Genomic DNA, 16,802 nt, shown 5'->3' on the forward strand with positions numbered 1-16,802 from the left:
CTTAACGTTCATCTGCATAACGAAATTGTTGATACCTTTTCGCTAAAGGGCATCCCCGGGGTTGTTGTGCTACTCTTACTCTATACCGCTATGTTTTTAAGAGCTTACTGGCAACGTAGTCCTCTGTTGTTTGTCATCTCAGGCGCTATCGCTATCTATGGCCTGAGTGATTTATTATTATATGCCAAAGGTGAAGCCTTGAGCAGCGTACTGGCGTTATGCGTAGCAGTAATGCTGAGTTCGAATTCCGACGAGAGAACAATGCCATGATTAACGCTTCAGGTTATTTGCTGAGCATAATTATTCCCACTTATAACAATGCTGAACTCATCACAGCGACGTTGGCGTCTATCCATCAGAGCATTACTGACGAAGTGGAGGTAATAATTGTTAATGATGGTTCAACAGATTTAACGGAAGAGCGCATCAAGGCATTTTATCGTGAGCATAATTGCAACAACGTTAAATATATAAACCAAAAAAATCAAGGTGTTGCAATCACCCGTAACGTTGGGCTTGCCCATGCAACGGGAAAGTATATTGGTTTTATCGACAGCGATGACATTGTCTGTAAGGATTATTTCACTATTCTCCTCCCTAAACTGAGGGAGGAAAAATATGATATCGTGGAATTCAACTTAACCAGGGATATCAACAATCTGTATCAGAACAAACCTGGTGAAAAGCATGCTTTAGCCGAACACGAAATTATTTTGGCTGATGATAACTATGCTCCCCTGTTGCCAACTTTCCGTGCCGGGCAATGGCATCTTATGACAAAAATCTTTCACCGCGACATTATTGGCACCGATCGATTCGAAGAACATCGTCGATATGAAGACATGATTTTTTGTCCCTTTCAATACTTTAAGTGTCATTGCATATTAAAGATAGAAAATAAATTATATTACTATCGGGTAAATGAAAAAAGCATTACCGAAAACATTATTGATAGCGATGCGGACAGCATCTTCTTTGCTATGCGAAAAATGTATAACTATGTGAATAAAAATAACGAAAAACGTACTGTCGCCACATTAATGATCATCAATTGTTTTCTGGAAGGCCGCAAACTTTTACGTAAAAAGAAAGGCTACTATCGTTATAACGATAGTATGTTAAATGATATTCAGAATGCACTTGCATGCTGCGATACCAAAATCGTTAAAAATAAAATAATCCTTAAAATGAAATATCCGCATATCGACCGATCAATTTCTGAAATAAGATACAAGATACTATCTGCATGCAAAAATTTATTGTTTCGAAAGGGATTTTAACATGTTTGATAAAGTCGACCGTGTTCTTATTTGCAAGCTCAAATTTTATGGTGATGTTCTATTAACAACACCTGTCATTGCCAGCATTCAGGCTCGTTATCCTCATGCTAAAATCGATCTGCTTCTTTATAAAGATACGAAATCAATTTTGGCAGCAAATGAAAGTATTAATGAGTTTTATCTCATTGAGAAAAAGAAAGGCCTTTTAGATACAGTAAAAAATTATCTTTCAGTGCGCCAACAGCTGAAAAAAAACCACTACGACCTGATCGTTAATTTAACCGAGCAGTGGCCGATTGGCGCTCTTATTGCCTCATTACGTCGCCCCTCAATTGCATTTGAGCGTGATAAGAAACAATGGAACAAGCTTTTTTCACGGGTTACACCGCTGACCGGTACGCATATAGTTGAACAAAATCTCTCCATTCTAAAAGGTGTTGGGTTTAGCGAGACCGATCTGAAAAAAGAGATGTCACTGCACTACCGCCGGGATGATTACCACTATTTGGTTTCCCAACTTCCGGCATTACCTTCACAAAAATATGTCGTTATTCAACCTACTGCCAGACAAGAATTCAAATGTTGGGATGATGATAAATTTGCCCATGTGATTGACTATCTGCATCAGCGTGGCCTGCATGTTTACCTAACCTGTGGGCCAGCATTGAGTGAACAACAACAAGTCCAGCGTATTGCAGAACAGTGTCAATCATCACCTGACCTGACACTGGCAGGCAAAACAACCTTCCTGCAATTGGCCGCGTTGATCGACCATGCGGTTCTTTACATCGGGGTCGATTCTGCGCCTATGCATATGGCGGCAGCATTAGGAACACCACAGGTTTGCCTGTTTGGGGCAACCAATTATCAGCAATGGAGACCATGGTCAGATAATGCTGTATTGATTTGGGCTGGCGATTACCATCCCATGCCTCCCAGAGATGAACTCGACAGGTCAAAAAAATATTTAACATGGATACCGGAGCAAGCCGTGATTGACGCTATCGATAGGGTACTTCATGATAGTGGCAATAATAAAGGCAATGAGAAAGCATAGATGGACAACAAAAAAAACGTTATTAATATTGCTTACTGTACAGATGCCAATTATCTGGAATATGTAGCAGTGTCCATTATGTCTGTCATAATGAACAACCCTGGACAAGACTTGTCATTTTTCGTTTTTGTCTATGACGTCTCAGACGACGAAATCAATAAACTGCGCGCAACCAGCGATAAAATTCAGGTTATCAATATTGATAAAGAAGAGATTGAGAAATATAACAATGACTTTGCAATCAAACACCTGAACCGTTCAACCTATATGCGCCTTGCCGTTCCGCGCTTACTAAAAGATAAAGTTGAGTACTTTATCTATTTAGATGCAGACACTCTGTGTTTCGATAAACTCAATGATATTAACAGTATTGATATCAGTAACGTCATTTGCGCAGTCAGCCACGACTCGCTCGATATCCATGATACAAAAAATGCCAAACGCTTGGGTCTCAGTACGGGTCATTACTTCAATGCTGGTTTTTTGTATATTAATATCGCGAATTGGATTAAATTCGACATCGAAAACAAAGCAAATACTGTTCTATTTGAACAAGGAAAAACTCTACCTTACTTTGATCAAGATGCTCTGAATATTGCAATGGATGGCAACGTAAAATTTATTGATAATCGATGGAATTTTTTGTTTAACTGGTTTAACGACCAACAAAAAGAGAGTTTCTTCTATCAAAAAGATATCCTGCCACGCATTATCCATTTCACCGGTGGACGAAAGCCATGGTATAAAGAACACACTGGGCTTTCACAGCAACTGTATCTTTTCTACCATCATTTCACACCATGGCAGAACACAGAAATGCGCTCTTATGCTCCACGAATGAGACCTACTGATTATCGGGTTTACTCACGCCAGGAAGCCAAAAGGGGAAATTACTGCGCTTCTATCAAATGGTATCTGAAATATCTCAAGACAAAACTACGCTAAATAAAAAACTCCCTTTCGGGAGTTTTTTTACTTACTTTGTAACTTTGCACGTAAATAGCCGATATAGCTAATTACTGAAGCGAAATACTTTCCTTGTAGCCTTTCATGCCGTGATTTCTTTTTGTATTGCTTTGGTGTTCTGGCTGGTAACAAAGGAACATCAGCCCATGGAGAAGACTTCCACGCTTCAACAAAATACTGTGCTGAAGGATAGTTAGCCCATGAATTCCATGGCTTGGTAACGCCTATATAATGAATCAAAATGGTTTCAGGCGTTATAAACTCTTTATATTTTGAAATATCTTTGCTCTTAAGCTCTTGTTTAATACCATATATTGCATCATAAATTCGGGGTAAGAAAATAGTTTTCCCCAAAAACATGATATTCAAAACATCCTGGTCAAGAAACGCAAATTTCTTAGTTTTATCTAACAGAGTAGAAAATGCTTTAGAGAAAAATTGTTGTTCCTTCCATTCCTTTAAATTAGCAAAAATAACCCCAGCATTAAAATATTGCTCATTAAACTCTGGAACATTAAGACGAGTAGCGGCATATGAGCGACTATCATCAACATCCTGGATAACAGCAGCAACATGATGCTCAAAATGGATATTCGTTAAATCAATCAACGAACCCTTACATACCACATCGGCATCAATATAGAGCAAACTATCGATTTTTTCACTAAGATATTCAAATGCAATAAATCTAAAATAAGTCGCATGAGACCAGGCATTTCCACATGGCAAGACCTTTAGTCCTTCAGCATTCATTACATAGACAGTTATATTAGTAGCAAATTTTTTTGCTAGTTTTTCAAGCCGTTGTCGATAATCTGAATCAATATAATCAGTAAAAAGGTGAAAATGAATGCTGATATCTTGATTATGTAGTAAAACGGACGACATCGAAACTGCCGCTCCGAACATAAAATTCTGATCAACCCCCCATGCAATATTCAGCTGCGGGGTATGATCTGTTGGAGCACCAAAGATCTCAATGGTATCCTTGATAGACTGATGACAATCAAAATTCATGTACTACACCTTTTTTATGCTATCTGAAAGTTATCTGCACAACAGACTAGTGCGACCGTGCATTATGTAGTTTATTTTTTATATACATAACATGACTTAGAACAGAACGGATATATTTTCGCTGCACTCTTTCATGTCGTGACTTACGCTTATACAACTTGGCTGTGTTTGCGTTTAACAGAGACTTTTCCGCCCATGCGGATTTCTGATATGCATCAATAAAAAACTTAGCCACCGGGTATTTAGCCCATGAATGCCATGGTTTAGTGACGCCCACATAGTGAATTAATACCGTATCATCGGTAATAAAATCCTGATAAATCTTATCGTTTTTATTTTTGAGCTCCTGATCAACGCCATAAATGCAGTTAAAGTCTCTTCTCAGAAAAATAACATTCCCAACAAACAAAATATTGAGTACGTCCTGATCGAAATAAAGCAATTCTTTTTGGCGTTTGTCTAATATAGAAAATGCTTTAGTTAACAACTGCTGCTCACGCCATACTTCGAGATTCGCAAATACAACACCAGAATTAAAATACCCATTACTCAGTTCAGGGATACCGAGTCTGGTACCGGATTTAATTCGCACTTCATCAACATCATTAATGACAGCACCATATTCCCCACAGAAATTAATCTCAGTAAGTTCCCGTAGAGAACCTTTACAAATGACATCGGCATCCAGATACAGTACCGAGCTTAATTCGGTGCTTAAATATTCAAATGCAAAGTAACGATAGTACATTGCATAAGTCCAGGCTTTCGTGCTCGGCAGTTCACGAAATGCCGCATTATCGAAAACAAGGACAGTCACGGTCGTACTGTACATTTGTGTCAGTCGTTTTATGCTTTCCAGATAGTCGTCATCAATATAGTCAGTGGCGATATAAAAATGGATATCAATATCAGGATTATTCACTAATACTGAGGTCATAGAAATGCCAGATCCAAACAAAAAATTACGATCAACACCATACGCAACGCTTAGTTTTTTACTCTTGTCATGCGTAGAGCTGTCGATGATATGTTTTTGAATGATCAACTTCTGGAAATCGATGTTCATAATAAAATAGCCTCAAACTTCATGTGTAATTTATAGCGCTTTTCTTATTGTTCTTTGTCTTATTTTTTGCGCTTTTGTGACAGCCTGTTCAAACAACCTGACTTCCTGACGAAAGATTTCACGTAATGGCATCGAAAAATAGACACGTAAAAAACGGTAGATATCTCTGGACGTTAGACCAATTTCCAGTGAGGAGAAATAGAGCCCGATCAAATCCTTATCCCGCCAGCGGCGTGGTACCTGCTGACGTATTTGAGCACGATGTAGATCAATCACAGAGAGTTTGATATCCGCAACATCTGCTGGCATCGGCTGTTGGAGCAGGAAGTGGCAAATATAACAATCCCGATGATTTACCCCACCTCGATGCATTTTACCCACCATTTCCGCCACGCGGGTAATAATGGTCCGTTTTAATACAAAATCGGGCCGTTCAACTCCCCAATTGGCGCAAAAATCTTCAAGACTGATGGCAGGAGAAAGATCCTCGGTGATAATAAATGAGGTTCGTTCTAACGGATTCAGCCCTTTCTGTCCAAAAGCAACCCCCGTCATTGTATCCACATTCAGTGCTTGCAAACGGTGAATCGCCAGCCACTCCCGGTCCGCGCCAAGCACAGGCATGCGCAGAGAAATAAGGTTTTTCACCACTTCTTTAAGTGTGGTCCCATGATGATATTTAAGAAAGTAACCTTTTCCCATCATCTCAAAACGCAGGGTACGCCGAGTTTCCAGAGCGCGAAAAACCTCGCCATCCAGCTTAGTGACTTCCGTGAACGGGTCTTTTCCTTGCCATTGCGTGGCAAATGGTTCTTTCAATTCAATCATTTTCGAGACCTAAAATGATATCTGCAGCTTTATCTGCCAGACTGTAGAGATCTTCTGTATCAGCAAAATGTCGCGCATTTCCAGCCCAACGACTTCTCTGCTCATTATTTTGCAGCGCATCGAAAAGCGCTGTATTCAAATTTTCCTGCGCAAAAGGTTCAGGAATCACCATGCCGCATCGGGCGGCAGTGATATAACCTGCGTAGCCGCATACCTCAGTAGTTAATACTGGCAGCCCGGCAACTACGGCTTCTAGCAAGACAATACCAGCGGCTTCCTGAACTGCCGGGTGAAGCAATAAATCAGCAGCGGACATCAATTCAGCGACATCATCTCGCCCCGAGAAGAATTGCACATGCTTTTCAATACCCAATTGGCGGGCCAGAGCACGATAACGATCGGCCTTATCCTGACCAACAACCATCAACTGAGTACGGTGACGTATAGTCTCAGGTAAAGAAGCCAACGCGTGTAAGCTTCTTGGCACACCTTTACGCTTGAAATCTGATCCGACCTGCAGAAGCAGGAACTGATCGAGAGCAATACCATTCTTTTCTCTGACAATCTGCCTGCTGTTTTCAGGTTGCAGGCTGTATTTTCTGTCTGGGTAGATACCTGGCGGCAGAATACGAAAACGCTGGCTCTCGGTATGATAATGCTGTTTGAAATCACCGATTTGCTTATCGGTTAACATCAAAAGCGTGGTACAGGAACCTTGTTGAAACGTCGCTTTTTCAAATGCAGAGTAGTGCCGATACCGACGCGTCAACTTATAGAAGAAGCCCTTCTCGCGGGCGACCTTTTCCGCATAGCAAACGTCGGCGGCGTAATACACATCCAACCCAGGCATTTTATTAAAACCAACGATACGATCGACGGGATGCTGACTTAAATAATTCTGAACCCACTGATAATATTGCTCGTTTTTCCCATGATTAGTTCTGGCTGTGACGGGTACGAGTATAATTTCGAGTCCTTCCGGACGTTCGCCCTGCCATGACTGGGTAAACACCTGGACATGATGACCTCGTGCAGCAACCGTGAGCGCTACTCGCAGAAAATCACGCTGTAGCCCACCATAGGGGAAATACTTGTACAAACAAAAAGCAATATTCATGCATTAATATCCGCATCGCGTCGCCAGGCATAGCAGGTCTGATACATCCAAAGTTTACCGCCCATGTTTTCGAAACGTTTCTGCCGGCTAGCTACCTGAAATTGCGCAGTAGTATATCATTTATTACCACGCATTCCGAAACGAATATTTTTTGAACAAAATAAAGAAATAAATCATTAAAAACAAAAAGATATAAAATTAACGCATTCACCTTAAAACACGCGCCGCACAAGACGTTAAGCCGCGTCAGTACGTTCATAGGCATTTTTAAAAATGCCGCCGATTAAAACAGTGCCGCGACGATTCCATCGTTTTGCTGCGACCTGGATAAAAATGATGGTAAAGCCATAGTTAAATACATAGAATCCCCAGCACATTCATAAGTTAGCTACCATTATGCTCGAATTGCTTTACACCGCCCTTTTCTACCTTATTCAGCCTTTGATCTGGATACGGCTTTGGGTGCGCGGACGTAAGGCTCCGGCCTACCGTAAACGCTGGGGTGAACGCTACGGTTTTTACCGCCGTCCGCTAAAACCAGGCGGCATCATGCTTCACTCAGTTTCTGTGGGCGAAACGCTGGCAGCTATTCCATTAGTCCGTGCTCTGCGACATCGTTATCCCGACTTGCCGATCACGGTAACCACCATGACGCCAACCGGCTCTGAGCGCGTACAATCCGCGTTTGGTACTGACGTTCAGCACATTTATCTGCCATACGATTTACCGGATGCTTTGAACCGTTTCCTGAATAAAGTTGACCCCAAGCTGGTGTTAATCATGGAAACCGAGCTGTGGCCAAATCTGATCGCGGCACTCCATAAACGCGGTATTCCTCTGGTCATCGCCAATGCACGGCTTTCTGCGCGTTCAGCCGCTGGCTACGCAAAATTAGGCAAATTTGTTGGTAAGCTACTGCGTCGAATTACGTTGATTGCCGCACAGAACGAAGAAGATGGCGCTCGTTTTATTACGCTTGGCGCCAGGAGCAATCAGGTCACCGTCACCGGCAGCCTGAAGTTTGATATTTCCGTCACGCCACAGTTGGCCGCCAAAGCGATTACGTTGCGTCGTCAATGGGCGCCTCATCGCCCGGTGTGGATTGCAACCAGCACGCACGATGGTGAAGAAAGCATTATCATTGCAGCCCACCAGGCGTTATTAAATCAGTTTCCTAATCTTTTGCTGATCCTGGTTCCCAGACATCCTGAGCGATTCCCGGATGCCATTAACCTCGTACGCCAGGCTGGGCTAAGCTATACCACACGCTCTTCTGGCGAAGTTCCATCCTCAGATACTCAGGTCGTTATCGGCGACACCATGGGCGAGCTGATGTTGCTTTACGGCATTGCTGACCTTGCTTTTGTCGGTGGTTCACTGGTTGAACGTGGCGGACACAACCCACTGGAAGCCGCGGCACACGCCATTCCGGTACTGATGGGGCCACATACCTTTAATTTTAAAGATATTTGTGCTCGTCTCGAACAGGCAAGCGGATTGATCACCGTCACCGACGCAACCACGCTGGTGAAAGAGGTCTCTTCTTTACTGACCGATGCCGATTATCGTAATTTTTATGGCCGTCATGCAGTTGAAGTCCTGTATCAAAATCAGGGCGCGCTACAGCGCCTGCTGCAGCTGCTGGAACCTTATCTGCCACCCAAAACGCATTGAGGCAAATCATGCAAAAACGGGCGATTTATCCAGGAACCTTTGATCCCATAACTAACGGCCATCTTGATATCGTGACCCGTGCGACCAGCATGTTCGATCACGTGATCCTGGCGATTGCCGCAAGTCCCAGTAAAAAACCGATGTTTACCCTTGAAGAACGCGTCGAGCTGGCGCAACAGGCAACGGCGCATCTCGGCAATGTGGAAGTTCTGGGATTCAGCGACTTAATGGCAAACTTTGCCCGTGATAATCAGGCTAACATTCTGATCCGTGGCCTGCGCGCGGTAGCAGATTTTGAGTATGAAATGCAGTTGGCCCACATGAACCGCCACCTGATGCCGCAACTGGAAAGCGTCTTTCTGATGCCGTCTAAAGAGTGGTCATTTATCTCATCGTCACTGGTGAAAGAAGTCGCCCGCCACCAGGGAGATGTGACGCACTTTCTGCCGGAAAACGTCCATCAGGCGTTAATGAGTAAACTAAAGTAATACGTCTGGCCGGATAAGACATAAAGCTTATCCGGCCAGCAACGAATGTTATTTCTGACAGCGACGGCAGTAGAACGTCGTACGCTGGGCGTGTTTTGTCGCAATGATCGGCGCGCCGCATACGCGACAGGGTTCACCTTCTCTCCCATAGACCTGCAGTTCCTGGGCAAAATAGCCCGGCTTACCGTCGCTTTGCAGGAAGTCCTTCAGCGTCGTTCCACCCTGTTCGATCGAACGCAGCAAAACCGCCTTAATGACGCGCACCAGTAGTTCGCACTCATCCTGCGACAAAGATGACGCCAGACGGTCAGGATGGATACCCGCTGCAAACAGCGACTCGCTGGCATAGATATTACCTACCCCCACCACCAGCTTGTTATCCATCAGCCAGGGTTTAATCGCGGTTTTCTTCTTCGCGCATTTCTGCTGCAGATAACTGGCGTTGAAATCGTCGCTCAGCGGCTCTGGTCCAAGATGAGCGAGAACATTATGCCCATCGAGCTCTGTCGTCCACAGCCAGGCGCCAAAACGGCGAGGATCGGTATAGCGCAGGACTTTGCCGTTACTCATCACTAAGTCGACGTGGTCATGCTTTTCTGCCGGAAGCTCTTCAGGAAGGATACGCAAACTACCCGACATCCCCAGATGAATGATAATCCAACCATCCGACAGTTCCAGCAACAGGTATTTCGCGCGCCGCTGTACGCTGAGAACGGGTTTATCACTCAACCGGTAGATTTCCTCGGATACCGGCCAACGCAAACGACCGTTACGCACAGTCGCGTGCATAATCGTTGCCCCAACCAGATGCGGCTCAATACCACGGCGGCTGGTTTCGACTTCAGGTAATTCAGGCATAGTATCTCCGGCGATGTATCAGGTCACATTAATATGGGGACGGCCAGAAAACAAAAAACCCCGCCGAAGCGAGGTTTTTTATTACATCAAAGCGAGAATTACTTGATTTTCGCTTCTTTGTAGAGAACGTGCTGACGGACAACTGGATCGAATTTTTTCAGTTCCAGTTTTTCCGGCTTAGTACGTTTGTTCTTCGTAGTGGTATAGAAGTGACCAGTACCAGCAGAAGAAACCAGCTTGATTTTCTCACGAATACCTTTAGCCATGATTTATTTCCTCTTAGTACTTAGTACTTTTCGCCACGGGCACGCAGTTCAGACAGAACTGTTTCGATGCCTTTCTTATCAATAACACGCATACCTTTAGCAGATACACGCAGGGTGACAAAACGCTTTTCGCTCTCAACCCAGAAACGGTGAGAGTGCAGGTTAGGCAGGAAACGGCGTTTAGTCGCGTTCAGTGCGTGGGAACGGTTGTTACCGGTCACCGGACGCTTGCCAGTAACTTGGCAGACTCGGGACATGTCTATTCTCCAAAAATCAAATTAGCTCGAGCTTCGTATGGGGTATCGGCGCCTCGTCAGGCTTTACAGCCCGGTCATCGCGTAGTTCTAAGTGAACTCTCGATTGCCAGGCCCAAATGCCAAACCCGAGATTCTCAAAGGTGGCGTAGTATACGCTGACCCGGCGTTATGCTCAAGTCCCGAACAGACAAAGATCCCGATGGATCGCGTAAAGTGCGTTAAATCCAACCGCGTTCCGCAAAAGAAACGTACTCTCCGCGCCCAATGACCAGATGATCAAGCACCCGGATATCCATGAACTGACAGCATTTCACAACACGCTCGGTGATGAGTTTATCTGCTTTACTCGGCTCTGCACAACCCGAAGGGTGATTATGGGCAAGGATCACCGCTGACGCATTCATTTTTATCGCTTCACGCACAATTTCTCGTGGATGCACCTCAACATGGCTAAGCGTGCCGGAAAAAAGTTTGCTGTGTTTAATCACACGATGTTGAGAATCCATAAAGATCACCAGAAAGATCTCGCGTTCCTCTTGCGCGAGCTGGCTTTGCAGAAATTCTCGCGCCATTTCCGGGCTAAGTAACGCGCGCTCTTCCATCACTCGCACGTTATGGTAGCGCCTTGCCAGTTCGGCAATCCCTTTAAGCTGCGCATACTTCGCCAGGCCAATACCGTGAACGTGGCTAAACGCCATATAGTCTGCTGATAACAGGCCATACAGCGAACCAAAATGCTGGATCAACTCTTTTGCCAACGTCAGCACATCTTTACCCAGAATCCCGGTGCGTAAAAAAAGCGCCAGTAGCTCAACATCGCTAAGTGAACCAGCCCCCTGCGCCAATAGCTTTTCCCGGGGCATCATACGTCCTGTATTTTCCATGCTTTCCCCTCCTTTCGCGTCCGCATAGTGGCATAACGCTTGTCGCGAATCGACGCTCTGTTATCACTTCTTCGTAGCGGCTCGCAAACTGAAGCGCGGGCAAAAGCACGACTCATTGCGGATTGTGATAAAATATCCGCCTTCTGGTGAAACCCAACAGGAAAGATCATGATGAGCCTGGCCGGTAAAAAAATCGTACTTGGCGTCAGTGGCGGCATTGCTGCGTACAAAACCCCTGAACTGGTGCGTCGTTTACGGGAACGCGGCGCTGACGTCCGCGTAGCGATGACCGAAGCGGCAAAAGCGTTTATTACTCCCCTGAGCTTACAAGCGGTTTCGGGTTATCCCGTTTCCGACAGCCTGCTTGACCCCGCAGCCGAAGCCGCGATGGGCCACATTGAGCTGGGGAAATGGGCCGACCTGGTTATTTTGGCGCCTGCTACGGCAGACCTGATTGCCCGCGTCGCCGCGGGGATGGCTAACGATCTGGTTTCAACGATTTGTCTGGCAACGCCTGCTCCTGTTGCTGTGCTGCCAGCCATGAACCAGCAGATGTACCGCGCTGCCGCGACCCAGCACAATCTGAGCATTCTTGCCTCGCGAGGTTTGCTCATTTGGGGTCCTGACAGTGGTAGCCAGGCATGTGGCGATGTCGGTCCTGGACGCATGCTGGATCCGTTGACGATTGTCGATATGGCCGCAGAACATTTCTCGCCTGTCAACGATCTGCAACATCTCAATATCATGATTACGGCGGGTCCGACGCGTGAACCGCTGGATCCCGTGCGTTACATTTCCAATCACAGCTCCGGAAAAATGGGATTTGCTATCGCAGCCGCTGCCGCAAAACGCGGGGCAAACGTCACGCTGGTGTCGGGACCTGTTTCGTTACCCACACCGCCATTTGTGCAGCGCATTGATGTGATGACCGCGCTGGAGATGCAAGCCGCCGTGCAATCTGTGGTGCAACAACAGCATATTTTTATCGGCTGCGCCGCAGTCGCTGATTATCGCGCCGAGACCGTCGCCCCCGAAAAAATCAAAAAACAGGCGACGCAGGGTGATGAATTAACAGTAAAAATGGTCAAAAACCCGGATATTATCGCCGGTGTTGCCGCACTGGATGCTAATCGTCCTTTTGTCGTTGGGTTTGCCGCCGAAACAAATAATGTGGAAGAATATGCCCGGCAAAAACGCATCCGCAAAAACCTTGATGTGATCTGTGCTAACGACGTTTCGCTATCAAATCAAGGGTTTAACAGCGACAGCAACGCATTACACCTTTTTTGGCAGGATGGAGATAAAATCTTACCGCTTGAGCGTAAAGAACTCCTGGGCCAATTATTACTCGACGAGATCGTGACCCGTTATGATGAAAAAAATCGACGTTAAGATTCTGGACCCGCGCGTAGGGCAACAATTTTCGCTCCCGACGTACGCCACTTCTGGCTCTGCCGGACTTGACCTGCGTGCTTGTCTTGATGACGCCGTAGAGCTGGCGCCAGGTGCAACTACGCTGGTGCCAACCGGGTTAGCCATCCACATTGCCGATCCCTCTCTGGCGGCGGTGATGTTGCCACGTTCCGGGCTGGGCCATAAGCACGGCATCGTACTGGGCAACCTGGTCGGTCTGATTGATTCCGACTATCAAGGACAATTGATGGTATCTATCTGGAACCGTGGTCAGGACAGCTTCACGATTGAACCGGGCGAACGTATCGCGCAGATGGTATTTGTACCGGTCGTGCAGGCTGAATTTAATCTGGTGGAAGAGTTTGAAGCCACCGATCGTGGCGAAGGTGGCTTCGGCCATTCCGGGCGCAAGTAACCCGCAGAAAAGTATCCCACAGCGTAATAACGCAATAACACACCGCAAACAGCCGTTTGCGGTCGCTGTGTGGATGCCTGCCTGGCAAGAGCTTATTTTCAGGGGTATTTTGTAACATGGTAGAAAAGCAAACTGCGAAAAGGAATCGTCGCGAAGAAATACTTCAGTCTCTGGCACTGATGCTTGAGTCCAGCGATGGAAGCCAACGCATCACGACAGCGAAACTGGCAGCCTCTGTAGGCGTTTCCGAAGCGGCGTTGTATCGCCATTTTCCCAGCAAGACTCGCATGTTCGATAGTCTGATTGAGTTTATCGAAGATAGTCTGATTACCCGTATCAATCTGATCTTAAAAGATGAAAAGGACACCAGCGCACGTCTGCGTCTGATCGTTCTGCTGATTTTAGGCTTCGGTGAACGTAACCCCGGTCTGACGCGCATTCTGACCGGGCATGCGCTCATGTTTGAACAGGATCGTCTGCAAGGCCGCATTAATCAGCTTTTCGAACGTATTGAGGCCCAGTTACGCCAGGTTCTGCGCGAAAAAAGAATGCGTGAAGGCGAAGGTTACACGGTGGATGAAACGCTGCTGGCCAGCCAGTTACTGGCTTTCTGCGAAGGGATGTTGTCCCGGTTTGTACGTAGCGAATTTAAGTATCGACCAACGGATGATTTTGACACCCGCTGGCCGCTGGTTGCCGCTCAATTGCAGTAACACGATTGCCGGATGGCGACTTTGTCTTATCCGGCCTGTGCAACCCGTAGGCCCGGTAAGCTTAACGCCACCGGGCAATTCCGCGACGATTAAACCCCAAACTCTTCTCGGTATGCCCGCACTGCTGCCAAATGTTCTGCCATCTCAGGCTTCTCTTCCAGATACGCAATCAGGTCTTTCAGGGTAATGATCGAAATTACCTTGCAACCATAATCACGTTCCACTTCCTGAATCGCTGAAATCTCGCCACGACCGCGTTCCTGACGATCAAGAGAAATCAGTACCCCAGCAAGCGTAGCGCCATTAGCCTGAATAATCTCCATCGACTCACGAATTGCTGTTCCCGCGGTGATAACATCATCCACCAGCATGACACGCCCCTCAAGTGCGCTACCTACCAGATTACCGCCTTCACCATGGGTCTTCGCCTCTTTACGGTTAAAGCAGTACGGTAAATCTTTATCGTGGTGTTCCGCCAGCGCAACGGCGGTGGTGGTCGCAATCGGAATACCTTTGTAGGCTGGGCCAAACAGCAAATCGAACTCGATGCCGGAATCCACCAGCGCTTCGGCATAAAAACGGCCTAGCAGTGCCAGATCGCGCCCGGTATTAAATAGCCCGGCGTTGAAGAAATAGGGGCTTTTGCGCCCGGATTTCAGCGTAAATTCGCCAAACTTTAGTACCTGCTTGCTAAGCGCAAACTCAATAAACTGGCGCTGATACGGTTTCATGGATTCGCTCCTCATCTCACTTTATTACAGACAAAAAAAAGGCGACTCTTCAGTCGCCTTTAAAATCAATTTTCTAACGCCGCCTTCTGCGTCGCTACAATGGATTCGATTCCCCCTCGGGCCAATGCCAGTAGGGTGAGAAGTTCTTCATGGCTGAACGGCTCACCTTCCGCCGTGCCCTGCACTTCAATAATGCGACCATCTTCAGTCATCACCACGTTCATGTCAGTTTCTGCGGCGGAGTCCTCAACGTACTCGAGGTCACAGAGCGCTTCACCGTTGACAATGCCCACGGAAACCGCGGCAACCATCCCTTTCATCGGGTTAGTTTTCAGCTTACCGCTCGCCACCAGTTTGTTCAGCGCATCCGCCAACGCAACGCATGCGCCAGTAATCGATGCAGTACGCGTACCGCCATCAGCCTGAATAACATCACAGTCCAGCGTAATAGTGAATTCACCGAGCGTCTTCAGGTCAACAGCAGCGCGAAGTGCGCGGGCGATCAAACGCTGGATTTCCATGGTACGACCGCCCTGCTTACCTTTCGCCGCTTCACGGGCGTTACGGGTGTGCGTGGCGCGTGGCAGCATGCCATATTCTGCGGTGATCCAGCCCTGGCCCTGACCTTTCAGAAAACGTGGGACGCCTTCATCAATAGAAGCGGTACACAGCACTTTGGTATCACCAAATTCGACCAGCACGGAGCCTTCAGCGTGTTTTGTATAATTACGGGTCAGGGTGACGGGGCGCACCTGATTGGCACTACGACCTGCTGGACGCATGATAAAATCTCCGGCTTGAAACGAATGTGGCTGCGCATTATACGGACTTCCGACGGTTATTCCTATCCTGACAAGACGTGGATGGCTATAATCCTCCCATCTCATCTTTAAAAACAGGAACGTCTATGATCCGCAGCATGACCGCCTACGCCCGGCGTGAAATCAAGGGTGAATGGGGTAGCGCAACCTGGGAGATGCGCTCGGTAAACCAGCGTTATCTGGAAACTTATTTTCGCCTGCCGGAACAGTTCCGTAGTCTCGAACCCGTGGTTCGCGAACGCATCCGCACGCGTCTGACGCGCGGTAAGATCGAATGTACGCTGCGTTTTGAGCCGGATGCCAGCGCTCAGGGCGAGCTGATTCTGAATGAAAAGCTCGCTAAACAGCTCGTGAGTGCTGCTAACTGGGTCAAAATGCAGAGTGATGAAGGTGAAATTAACCCGGTTGATATCCTGCGTTGGCCAGGCGTAATGGCAGCCCAGGAGCAAGATCTGGACGCCATTGCCGCCGAAATCCTCGCTGCGCTTGACGGTACGCTGGATGACTTTATCGTTGCGCGTGAAACCGAAGGTCAGGCGCTGAAGGCGCTGATCGAGCAGCGTCTGGAAGGCGTCAGCGCTGAAGTGACGAAGGTACGTGCGCATATGCCGGAAATTCTGCAATGGCAGCGTGAGCGTCTGGTGGCCAAACTGGAAGACGCTCAGGTGCAACTGGAAAATAACCGCCTTGAGCAAGAGCTGGTGCTGATGGCACAACGTATCGACGTGGCTGAAGAACTGGATCGCCTGGAAGCTCACGTCAAAGAAACCTACAACATTCTGAAGAAAAAAGAGGCGGTTGGCCGTCGTCTGGACTTCATGATGCAGGAATTCAACCGTGAGTCGAACACTCTGGCATCCAAGTCTATCAATGCCGAAGTGACTAACTCCGCAATTGAACTGAAAGTTTTGATCGAGCAAATGCGCGAGCAAATTCAGAATATCGAGTAAC

Annotated in this window: 19 protein-coding genes and 1 pseudogene; 10 read left to right on the forward strand and 10 right to left on the reverse strand. The window is 46.9% G+C overall.

The features are described from left to right. The 4 genes and pseudogenes from JSN25_RS21995 to JSN25_RS05230 all read left to right on the forward strand — a co-directional run. Nucleotides 1–270: pseudogene (locus JSN25_RS21995) on the forward strand (O-antigen ligase family protein); the annotation flags it as partial. Beyond that, nucleotides 267–1,280: a glycosyltransferase family 2 protein gene (locus JSN25_RS05220; protein WP_204525501.1), complete on the forward strand. Its 1,014-nt coding sequence runs from the start codon at nucleotides 267–269 to the stop codon at nucleotides 1,278–1,280. The pseudogene JSN25_RS21995 and the gene JSN25_RS05220, both read left to right, overlap by 4 nt. A gap of 1 nt (nucleotide 1,281) precedes the next feature. Then, a complete protein-coding gene (gene rfaQ / locus JSN25_RS05225; protein ID WP_199950885.1) occupies nucleotides 1,282–2,337 on the forward strand; it encodes a lipopolysaccharide core heptosyltransferase RfaQ in 1,056 nt (351 codons plus the stop codon). Further along, nucleotides 2,338–3,282, forward strand: a complete 945-nt coding sequence (locus tag JSN25_RS05230; protein WP_069323710.1) for a glycosyltransferase family 8 protein — start codon at nucleotides 2,338–2,340, stop codon at nucleotides 3,280–3,282. Nucleotides 3,283–3,309: 27 nt separating this feature from the next. Here JSN25_RS05230 and JSN25_RS05235 read toward each other — a convergent pair whose 3' ends face one another. Genes JSN25_RS05235 through JSN25_RS05250 form a run of 4 tightly spaced genes read right to left on the reverse strand, consistent with a single transcriptional unit; the run spans nucleotide 3,310 to nucleotide 7,331 of the window. After that, complete coding sequence (locus JSN25_RS05235; protein ID WP_150344419.1) at nucleotides 3,310–4,320, reverse strand: glycosyltransferase family 8 protein; 1,011 nt, start codon at nucleotides 4,318–4,320, stop codon at nucleotides 3,310–3,312. Nucleotides 4,321–4,366: 46 nt separating this feature from the next. After that, nucleotides 4,367–5,386 (reverse strand): glycosyltransferase family 8 protein, encoded by a 1,020-nt coding sequence (locus tag JSN25_RS05240; protein ID WP_087857219.1) that lies wholly within the window; start codon nucleotides 5,384–5,386, stop codon nucleotides 4,367–4,369. 30 nt (nucleotides 5,387–5,416) lie between these two features. After that, nucleotides 5,417–6,214, reverse strand: coding sequence for a lipopolysaccharide core heptose(I) kinase RfaP (gene rfaP, locus JSN25_RS05245; RefSeq protein ID WP_038635354.1), 798 nt, complete (start codon nucleotides 6,212–6,214; stop codon nucleotides 5,417–5,419). Continuing rightward, nucleotides 6,207–7,331 carry a glycosyltransferase family 4 protein gene (locus JSN25_RS05250; RefSeq protein ID WP_204525502.1) on the reverse strand — a complete coding sequence of 375 codons (1,125 nt, stop codon included), beginning with the start codon at nucleotides 7,329–7,331 and terminating at the stop codon, nucleotides 6,207–6,209. Before JSN25_RS05250 ends, rfaP begins: the two co-directional genes overlap by 8 nt. A gap of 396 nt (nucleotides 7,332–7,727) precedes the next feature. Here JSN25_RS05250 and waaA point away from each other — a divergent pair, with 396 nt between their 5' ends. Continuing rightward, nucleotides 7,728–9,005 carry a lipid IV(A) 3-deoxy-D-manno-octulosonic acid transferase gene (waaA, locus tag JSN25_RS05255; protein WP_069323706.1) on the forward strand — a complete coding sequence of 426 codons (1,278 nt, stop codon included), beginning with the start codon at nucleotides 7,728–7,730 and terminating at the stop codon, nucleotides 9,003–9,005. A gap of 8 nt (nucleotides 9,006–9,013) precedes the next feature. Further along, a complete protein-coding gene (coaD, locus tag JSN25_RS05260; RefSeq protein ID WP_003024099.1) occupies nucleotides 9,014–9,493 on the forward strand; it encodes a pantetheine-phosphate adenylyltransferase in 480 nt (159 codons plus the stop codon). Nucleotides 9,494–9,541: 48 nt separating this feature from the next. On the opposite strand, the gene mutM is transcribed toward coaD, so the two are convergent. The 4 genes from mutM to radC all read right to left on the reverse strand — a co-directional run bounded on the left by mutM (nucleotide 9,542) and on the right by radC (nucleotide 11,758). After that, the gene (mutM, locus tag JSN25_RS05265; RefSeq protein WP_038635364.1) at nucleotides 9,542–10,351 is read right to left on the reverse strand and encodes a bifunctional DNA-formamidopyrimidine glycosylase/DNA-(apurinic or apyrimidinic site) lyase; all 810 of its coding nucleotides are present in this window, start codon (nucleotides 10,349–10,351) and stop codon (nucleotides 9,542–9,544) included. A gap of 98 nt (nucleotides 10,352–10,449) precedes the next feature. Next, nucleotides 10,450–10,617, reverse strand: a complete 168-nt coding sequence (rpmG, locus tag JSN25_RS05270; protein WP_003024094.1) for a 50S ribosomal protein L33 — start codon at nucleotides 10,615–10,617, stop codon at nucleotides 10,450–10,452. A gap of 20 nt (nucleotides 10,618–10,637) precedes the next feature. After that, complete coding sequence (gene rpmB / locus JSN25_RS05275; protein WP_003024071.1) at nucleotides 10,638–10,874, reverse strand: 50S ribosomal protein L28; 237 nt, start codon at nucleotides 10,872–10,874, stop codon at nucleotides 10,638–10,640. Between the two features lie 218 nt (nucleotides 10,875–11,092). Beyond that, nucleotides 11,093–11,758: a RadC family protein gene (gene radC / locus JSN25_RS05280; RefSeq protein WP_038635368.1), complete on the reverse strand. Its 666-nt coding sequence runs from the start codon at nucleotides 11,756–11,758 to the stop codon at nucleotides 11,093–11,095. A gap of 171 nt (nucleotides 11,759–11,929) precedes the next feature. Between radC and coaBC the strand changes: the two genes are divergently transcribed. From coaBC to slmA, 3 genes are all read left to right on the forward strand, one after another. Beyond that, nucleotides 11,930–13,150 (forward strand): bifunctional phosphopantothenoylcysteine decarboxylase/phosphopantothenate--cysteine ligase CoaBC, encoded by a 1,221-nt coding sequence (coaBC, locus tag JSN25_RS05285; protein ID WP_087857269.1) that lies wholly within the window; start codon nucleotides 11,930–11,932, stop codon nucleotides 13,148–13,150. After that, the gene (gene dut, locus JSN25_RS05290) at nucleotides 13,128–13,586 is read left to right on the forward strand and encodes a dUTP diphosphatase (RefSeq protein ID WP_048218841.1); all 459 of its coding nucleotides are present in this window, start codon (nucleotides 13,128–13,130) and stop codon (nucleotides 13,584–13,586) included. The genes coaBC and dut overlap by 23 nt, the downstream gene beginning before the upstream one ends. Before the next feature lie 116 nt (nucleotides 13,587–13,702). Beyond that, entirely contained in the window at nucleotides 13,703–14,299 is a 597-nt protein-coding gene (gene slmA / locus JSN25_RS05295) for a nucleoid occlusion factor SlmA (RefSeq protein ID WP_003024060.1), read from the forward strand. An 89-nt stretch (nucleotides 14,300–14,388) separates the two neighbouring features. Here slmA and pyrE read toward each other — a convergent pair whose 3' ends face one another. Then, the gene (gene pyrE / locus JSN25_RS05300) at nucleotides 14,389–15,030 is read right to left on the reverse strand and encodes an orotate phosphoribosyltransferase (RefSeq protein WP_061066836.1); all 642 of its coding nucleotides are present in this window, start codon (nucleotides 15,028–15,030) and stop codon (nucleotides 14,389–14,391) included. A 65-nt stretch (nucleotides 15,031–15,095) separates the two neighbouring features. Beyond that, on the reverse strand, nucleotides 15,096–15,812 hold the full coding sequence (rph, locus tag JSN25_RS05305; RefSeq protein ID WP_003024054.1) for a ribonuclease PH: 717 nt from the start codon (nucleotides 15,810–15,812) through the stop codon (nucleotides 15,096–15,098). A gap of 125 nt (nucleotides 15,813–15,937) precedes the next feature. Between rph and JSN25_RS05310 the strand changes: the two genes are divergently transcribed. Continuing rightward, on the forward strand, nucleotides 15,938–16,801 hold the full coding sequence (locus tag JSN25_RS05310; protein WP_006687630.1) for a YicC/YloC family endoribonuclease: 864 nt from the start codon (nucleotides 15,938–15,940) through the stop codon (nucleotides 16,799–16,801). Nucleotide 16,802 lies beyond the last annotated feature (1 nt).

This window comes from Citrobacter cronae (assembly GCF_016893685.1).
Taxonomy (GTDB): Bacteria; Pseudomonadota; Gammaproteobacteria; order Enterobacterales; family Enterobacteriaceae; genus Citrobacter; species Citrobacter werkmanii.

What these genes read in the sequence shown, in the direction of transcription:
- JSN25_RS05250 (WP_204525502.1), bottom strand. Translation starts at nt 7,331, where the DNA reads ATGAATATTGCTTTTTGTTTGTACAAGTATTTCCCCTATGGTGGGCTA.
- JSN25_RS05310 (WP_006687630.1), top strand. Translation starts at nt 15,938, where the DNA reads ATGATCCGCAGCATGACCGCCTACGCCCGGCGTGAAATCAAGGGTGAA.
- JSN25_RS05220 (WP_204525501.1), top strand. Translation starts at nt 267, where the DNA reads ATGATTAACGCTTCAGGTTATTTGCTGAGCATAATTATTCCCACTTAT.
- mutM (WP_038635364.1), bottom strand. Translation starts at nt 10,351, where the DNA reads ATGCCTGAATTACCTGAAGTCGAAACCAGCCGCCGTGGTATTGAGCCG.
- rfaP (WP_038635354.1), bottom strand. Translation starts at nt 6,214, where the DNA reads ATGATTGAATTGAAAGAACCATTTGCCACGCAATGGCAAGGAAAAGAC.
- radC (WP_038635368.1), bottom strand. Translation starts at nt 11,758, where the DNA reads ATGGAAAATACAGGACGTATGATGCCCCGGGAAAAGCTATTGGCGCAG.
- JSN25_RS05235 (WP_150344419.1), bottom strand. Translation starts at nt 4,320, where the DNA reads ATGAATTTTGATTGTCATCAGTCTATCAAGGATACCATTGAGATCTTT.
- pyrE (WP_061066836.1), bottom strand. Translation starts at nt 15,030, where the DNA reads ATGAAACCGTATCAGCGCCAGTTTATTGAGTTTGCGCTTAGCAAGCAG.
- JSN25_RS05240 (WP_087857219.1), bottom strand. Translation starts at nt 5,386, where the DNA reads ATGAACATCGATTTCCAGAAGTTGATCATTCAAAAACATATCATCGAC.
- slmA (WP_003024060.1), top strand. Translation starts at nt 13,703, where the DNA reads ATGGTAGAAAAGCAAACTGCGAAAAGGAATCGTCGCGAAGAAATACTT.
- coaD (WP_003024099.1), top strand. Translation starts at nt 9,014, where the DNA reads ATGCAAAAACGGGCGATTTATCCAGGAACCTTTGATCCCATAACTAAC.
- JSN25_RS05230 (WP_069323710.1), top strand. Translation starts at nt 2,338, where the DNA reads ATGGACAACAAAAAAAACGTTATTAATATTGCTTACTGTACAGATGCC.
- rfaQ (WP_199950885.1), top strand. Translation starts at nt 1,282, where the DNA reads ATGTTTGATAAAGTCGACCGTGTTCTTATTTGCAAGCTCAAATTTTAT.
- rph (WP_003024054.1), bottom strand. Translation starts at nt 15,812, where the DNA reads ATGCGTCCAGCAGGTCGTAGTGCCAATCAGGTGCGCCCCGTCACCCTG.
- coaBC (WP_087857269.1), top strand. Translation starts at nt 11,930, where the DNA reads ATGAGCCTGGCCGGTAAAAAAATCGTACTTGGCGTCAGTGGCGGCATT.
- dut (WP_048218841.1), top strand. Translation starts at nt 13,128, where the DNA reads ATGATGAAAAAAATCGACGTTAAGATTCTGGACCCGCGCGTAGGGCAA.
- rpmG (WP_003024094.1), bottom strand. Translation starts at nt 10,617, where the DNA reads ATGGCTAAAGGTATTCGTGAGAAAATCAAGCTGGTTTCTTCTGCTGGT.
- waaA (WP_069323706.1), top strand. Translation starts at nt 7,728, where the DNA reads ATGCTCGAATTGCTTTACACCGCCCTTTTCTACCTTATTCAGCCTTTG.
- rpmB (WP_003024071.1), bottom strand. Translation starts at nt 10,874, where the DNA reads ATGTCCCGAGTCTGCCAAGTTACTGGCAAGCGTCCGGTGACCGGTAAC.